6 protein-coding genes are annotated in these 5,180 nt (G+C 63.1%); 3 read left to right on the plus strand and 3 right to left on the minus strand.

What is annotated here, in order from left to right; genetic code table 11:
- Positions 1-707: substrate-binding domain-containing protein (locus EN935_RS21380; RefSeq protein WP_164771245.1), on the minus strand; the 707-nt coding region annotated here is incomplete at its 3' end.
- Positions 708-1,040: 333 nt separating this feature from the next.
- Entirely contained in the window at positions 1,041-2,072 is a 1,032-nt protein-coding gene (locus EN935_RS21385; RefSeq protein WP_127263264.1) for a LacI family DNA-binding transcriptional regulator, read from the minus strand.
- 168 nt (positions 2,073-2,240) lie between these two features.
- Here EN935_RS21385 and EN935_RS21390 point away from each other — a divergent pair, with 168 nt between their 5' ends.
- The 3 genes from EN935_RS21390 to EN935_RS21400 are packed head-to-tail and all read left to right on the plus strand — an operon-like array spanning position 2,241 to position 4,933.
- Positions 2,241-3,332: a fatty acid desaturase family protein gene (locus tag EN935_RS21390; RefSeq protein ID WP_109667721.1), complete on the plus strand. Its 1,092-nt coding sequence runs from the start codon at positions 2,241-2,243 to the stop codon at positions 3,330-3,332.
- 51 nt (positions 3,333-3,383) lie between these two features.
- A complete protein-coding gene (locus tag EN935_RS21395) occupies positions 3,384-3,698 on the plus strand; it encodes a MocE family 2Fe-2S type ferredoxin (RefSeq protein WP_027161041.1) in 315 nt (104 codons plus the stop codon).
- Positions 3,695-4,933, plus strand: coding sequence for an FAD-dependent oxidoreductase (locus EN935_RS21400; RefSeq protein WP_164757619.1), 1,239 nt, complete (start codon positions 3,695-3,697; stop codon positions 4,931-4,933). Before EN935_RS21395 ends, EN935_RS21400 begins: the two co-directional genes overlap by 4 nt.
- Before the next feature lie 32 nt (positions 4,934-4,965).
- Here EN935_RS21400 and EN935_RS21405 read toward each other — a convergent pair.
- Positions 4,966-5,180: DUF1402 family protein (locus EN935_RS21405; RefSeq protein WP_127373585.1), on the minus strand; the 215-nt coding region annotated here is incomplete at its 5' end.

Consider the following 5,180-nt stretch of genomic DNA (forward strand, 5'->3'; position numbering starts at 1 on the left):
TTGGCGGCCTTCATCGCCTGGATGGCGCCGATGGCGCTTTCGTCATTGTTGGCGATCACGCCATCGAACTTCTTGCCGGTCGACAGCCAGTTGGTCATCAGGTTCTGGGCCTCGTCGCGGTTCCAGTTCGACGTCTGCTTGTCGATGATCTTGATGAAGCTGCAATCCGGCGTGGCGATCACCTCTTCGATATCCTTGGTGCGCTGCACGGCGGCCTGGTTGGAAAGCTCGCCCATGATCACATAGACATTGGCTTCCTTCTTGCCGGCTTCCGTGAACAGGCGGCAGACTTCCTTGGTCTCGAGCGTGCCGGAATCAGCTTCGTTCGAAGCGACGAAGGCCTGGTTGGCCGGCAGCGTGTCGACATTGACCGGCTCACGGTTGACATAGACCAGCGGGATCTTGGCGGCCGCCGCGGCATCCGACATCGCCTGCGTGGCCGAAGTGTCGACCGGGTTGACGATGATGGCGTCGACGCCCGAGGCGGCGAAGTTCTTGATCTGGTCGAGCTGCTTGGCGACGTCGTTCTGCGCGTCCTCGACCTGCAGCTCGACGCCGCTCATGCCCTTGGCCTGCTCGATCATGCCGTTACGCAGCACGGTCAGGAAGTTGTCGTCGAATTTGGCCATCGACACGCCAACCTTGGCGGCCATGGCGGATGAACTCATCAGCGCCGCGAAAGCGACGCCCAAAATCAGTTTCTTCATTGTCTCTCTCCTCCACATGCTGGTGTCCGGTTTCACCGATTTATCCGGAATCCCCGATCTCCCCGGGGAATCTCTCCCTGATGTCGTTTCTGTCCCGGGGGCGCCTTGCCGTTTGCTGGAACGCCAGACCCTCTGTTTGAACCAGATGCGCCGGAACGAAAGAACCAAAATACACAGTTGGTGAAATATTTATTCCATTTTGCCGTGAGGCGTCAAGGGAGATTCCAAAATCCGATGCGCGATTTTCGGACGATGCGCGCTTGCCGCCGGCGATCAGCCGAGGCCCTCGCAGCATCGTCAATGGCACTACGGTCGAATTCGAAGCTCGAGAGCCTAGATATTCTCAGGCAGATAGATGTCGAACGGCAGGAAGGTCTGGCCGGGCGCGTTGGCCGCACCCGTTTCGATGGCGTGCGCCATAAGGTCGACCAGTTCGCGGCACAGGGCGGCCAACGGCGTCGAGATCACCATCGTCAGGATGCCATCCGCTAGGGCGGAACGCGATGTCGCGTTGATCTCGTTGCAGATGACCGCCGGCATCTCGGCCGGCTTTGCCTGCCTGAGCGCTGCGACCGCGCCTTCCATGCCGCCGCCGGCGACATAGCAGCCAACCAGATCAGGGTGGCGGCCAAGGAGATCGAGCAGCGTGTCCTGCGTGATCTCGTTGGCTTCCAGATTGACCAATGTCTCGAGTAAGGTGAATTCCGGCGCCTGTTCGCGAAAGAAGGAGCGAAAGCCGATTTCGCGCAGTTCGTGGCCGTGAAAACGGTGGCTGCCGACAAAAAGGGCAATCTTGCCCGGCCGTTTCGCCGCCTTCGAGATCATCCAGGCCGCGCTGCGGCCGACCTTGCGGTTGTCGAGGCCGACATAGCCCTCGCGGATGCCGGCGGCGAAGTCGGACAGCAGGGAAAACACCGGCAACCCTTTGGCCTTCATCTCCTCGACGGCGACCGTCAACGTCGGGTGATCCGGCCCGACCAAAGCGACGGCCCTGCATTTGGCCGCCAGTCTGCGCGCGCGCTCGACGATTTCATCGGGGGTCAGCGAATCCGCAAAGTCGATTGTGGCAACGCCGCGGAAACGTGGCGATCGCGACACGGCAAGTTCAAGCTCGCGGGCGAACTCGCTGTAGAAGACATAATTGCCCTTGAGCAGCAGGAAGCCGAGCCGGTACTCGGGCAATTCATGGCGCATCCGCTGCTTGATCAGGCCGGCGGCGTGATAGCCGATCTCGGTCGCCGCCTCGTAAACGCGGCGCGCCGTTTCCTCGCGCACCGGCAGGCGGCTGTTGAGCACGCGGTCCACTGTGGCAACACTGACGCCGGAGATGCGCGCCAGGTCAGTAATGGTCGGCCGTTTCGCCATGCTTGCCTCATTGGATTGCCTGAGGCTTTCTACATCATTCTGATAGGAAATGATAGAAACTATCTTTGTGATGTTGAGTCTATCATGGGCTAGCGCTATTTTCAGCCTCGAAGCCAATGAGTGGCTGGCATTCGCTATGGCGAGCGCCGTTTGCCGTGGGAGGCAATCATGACCGCAACACCGTCCCGGCGGGACTACAGCCTGACCGGCCGCGACGCGAAGCTCGCCGTCGAGACCGGCCTGTCGGCGGCCGAATGGTATCACACCGATGTGTCCCGCAAGCAGATGAAGGAGCTGATGCAGCGCTCCGACGGGCCGGCGATCCGCGATACCATCATCTGGTTTGCCGCCCTGATCGTCAGCGGCGCCGGCGGCGCCTGGTTCTGGGGTAGCTGGTGGTGCGTGCCGTTCTTCTTCGTCTATGGCGTCCTTTACGGCTCCTCCACCGATTCACGCTGGCATGAATGCGGTCATGGCACCGCCTTCCGGACGCAATGGATGAATGATGCGGTCTATCAGATCGCCTGCTTCATGATCATGCGCAATCCGGTGACCTGGCGCTGGAGCCACACGCGTCACCACACCGACACCATCATCGTCGGCCGCGACCCGGAAATCTCCGTCATGCGGCCGCCGGACCTGGTTCGCGCCATGCTGGGCTTCGTCGGCGTGCTCGACGCCTGGCATGCGATATCAGACATGCTGCGCAACGCCGCCGGCAACATCAGCGCGGCGGAAAAGACCTTCATTCCCGAACAGGAGCAGCCCAAGGCGATCCGCATCGCCCGCATCTGGACGGCGATCTACGCCGCCACCATCGCGCTGGCGCTGTATTCCGGTTCGTTCCTGCCCCTGATGCTGGTCGGCCTGCCCAGGCTCTATGGCGCCTGGCATCACGTCATGGTCGGGCTGCTGCAGCATGGCGGCCTGGCCGACAACGTCACCGACCACCGGCTGAACAGCCGCACCGTCTACATGAATCCGATCAGCCGCTTCATCTACTGGAACATGAACTACCATGTCGAGCATCACATGTTCCCGATGGTGCCGTATCATGCGCTGCCGAAGCTGCACGAACTGATCAAGCACGACCTGCCGGCGCCGACACCGTCGATCCTGGCCGGCTACCGCGAGATGATCCCGGCCTTCCTGCGCCAGCTGCGCAACGAGGACTATTTCCTCAAGCGCGAGCTGCCACCGACCGCCAGGCCTTATCGCGGGGAATTCCACGACAACGCCGTCGCCGCTGCGGCGGAATGATCGTGCGATTATCCGACTTCCCGGGGAGGCCCGATTTTTGTGGAGGAATCAATGAGCGACTGGGTCGAGGCCTGTGCCACCGGCGACATCGACGAGGAGGACGTGATGCGCTTCGACCATGGCGGCCGCACCTTCGCCATCTATCGCAGCCCCGACGATGAGTTCTTCGCTACCGACGGCCTGTGCACGCACGAAAAGGTGCATCTGGCCGACGGGCTGGTGATGGACGACATCATCGAATGCCCCAAGCACAATGGCCGCTTCAACTACAAGACGGGTGACGCCCGCGGCGCGCCGGTCTGCGTCAACCTGAAAACCTATCCGGTCAAGGTTGATGCTGGCAAAGTCCTGATCCAGATCGGATGACTGACATGGCGCGGGGAATGGTCATCATCGGCGCCGGCGAATGCGGTGGGCGGGCAGCATTGGCGCTGCGTGAGCTGGGCTATGACGGGCCGGTGACGCTGGTCGGCGATGAGCCGCATCTGCCCTACGAGCGCCCGCCGCTGTCCAAGGAGGCGATGGTCAGCGAAGCGCCTGAAATCAAGGCGATCGCCAGCGACGCAATTCTGGCCGAGAAGTCGATCCGGCATATCCATTCCGTTCAGGCCGTCGCGATCGACCGTGCGGCGCATGCGGTGAGCCTGTCGGACGGTTCGGCCCTGCCCTACGACAAGCTCCTGTTGGCAACCGGTTCGACGCCGCGCAAGCTGCCGATGCCGGGGCTGGGTCCGCGCTGCGTCTATCTCAGAACCTTCACTGACGCGCTCGCCATTCGCGCGCATCTCACCGCCGGCAACCGTATCGCCGTCATCGGCGGCGGCTTCATCGGTCTCGAACTCGCTGCCGCGGCACGCAAGCTCGGCGCCGCGGTCATCGTCATCGAGGCGCAGCCCCGCATCCTGATGCGCGGCGTGCCGGCCGAGATCGCCCAGATCATCCATGATGCGCACGTCGCCGAGGGCGTCGACATCCTGTGCGGCGACGGCATCGCGTCCATCGCCGACGATGGCAACGAGGTGCGGATCACACTTGTCGGCGGACAGGAGATATCAGCTGATCTGGCCGTCATCGGCATCGGCGCCGTGCCGGTGACCGGGCTTGCGGCCGAAGCCGGCCTGGCGATCGACAATGGCGTCGCTGTCGATGCCGAGCTGCGCAGCAGCGATCCCGACATCCTTGCCGCCGGCGATTGCTGTTCGTTTCCGCTCGCCGTCTATGGCGGCCGCCGCGTGCGGCTGGAAGCCTGGCGCAACGCCCAGGAACAGGGCGCGCTGGCAGCCAGGAATATGCTGGGCGCCGGCGAGGCGCATGCGGCGGTGCCGTGGTTCTGGTCGGATCAATACGGCCTGAGCCTGCAGATCGCCGGGCTGTCCGACGAAGGTCGCAGCACCGTGCGCCGCGATCTCGGCGATGGTGCCTTCATCTTGTTCCATCTGGCCGAAGACGGCAGGCTGGTGGCGGCCAGCGGCATCGGCCCCGGCAATGCGGTCGCCCGCGACATCAGGCTGGCCGAAATGCTGATCGGCAAGCGGGCCAAGCCGGCGCCGGAAGCGCTCGGTTCGCAGGCGGTCAAGCTGAAGTCGTTGCTGGCGGCCTGAGCGGCGACAGCTAGGAATACAGGGCGAAGACCCTAGAACAGCGCCTTCAGCTCCGGCAGCTTGTCGTTGACCAGCCAGCCGTAGTAATTCTCCTCGGGCAGCTTTACCGGCTCGCCTGCGGCCCGGCGCCTGTCGTTCTCCGCCTTCAGCGCATAGGCGCGCTGCTCCGGATTGCCGACATTGTAGAGCGTGGCGGTCAGCCCCGGATTGCCCGAAATGTCGAAACCGGCAATGCTCTTGTAGGCGT

Origin of the sequence: Mesorhizobium sp. M7D.F.Ca.US.004.03.1.1 (assembly GCF_003998635.1) — a bacterium.
Lineage (GTDB): Bacteria > Pseudomonadota > Alphaproteobacteria > Rhizobiales > Rhizobiaceae > Mesorhizobium > Mesorhizobium loti.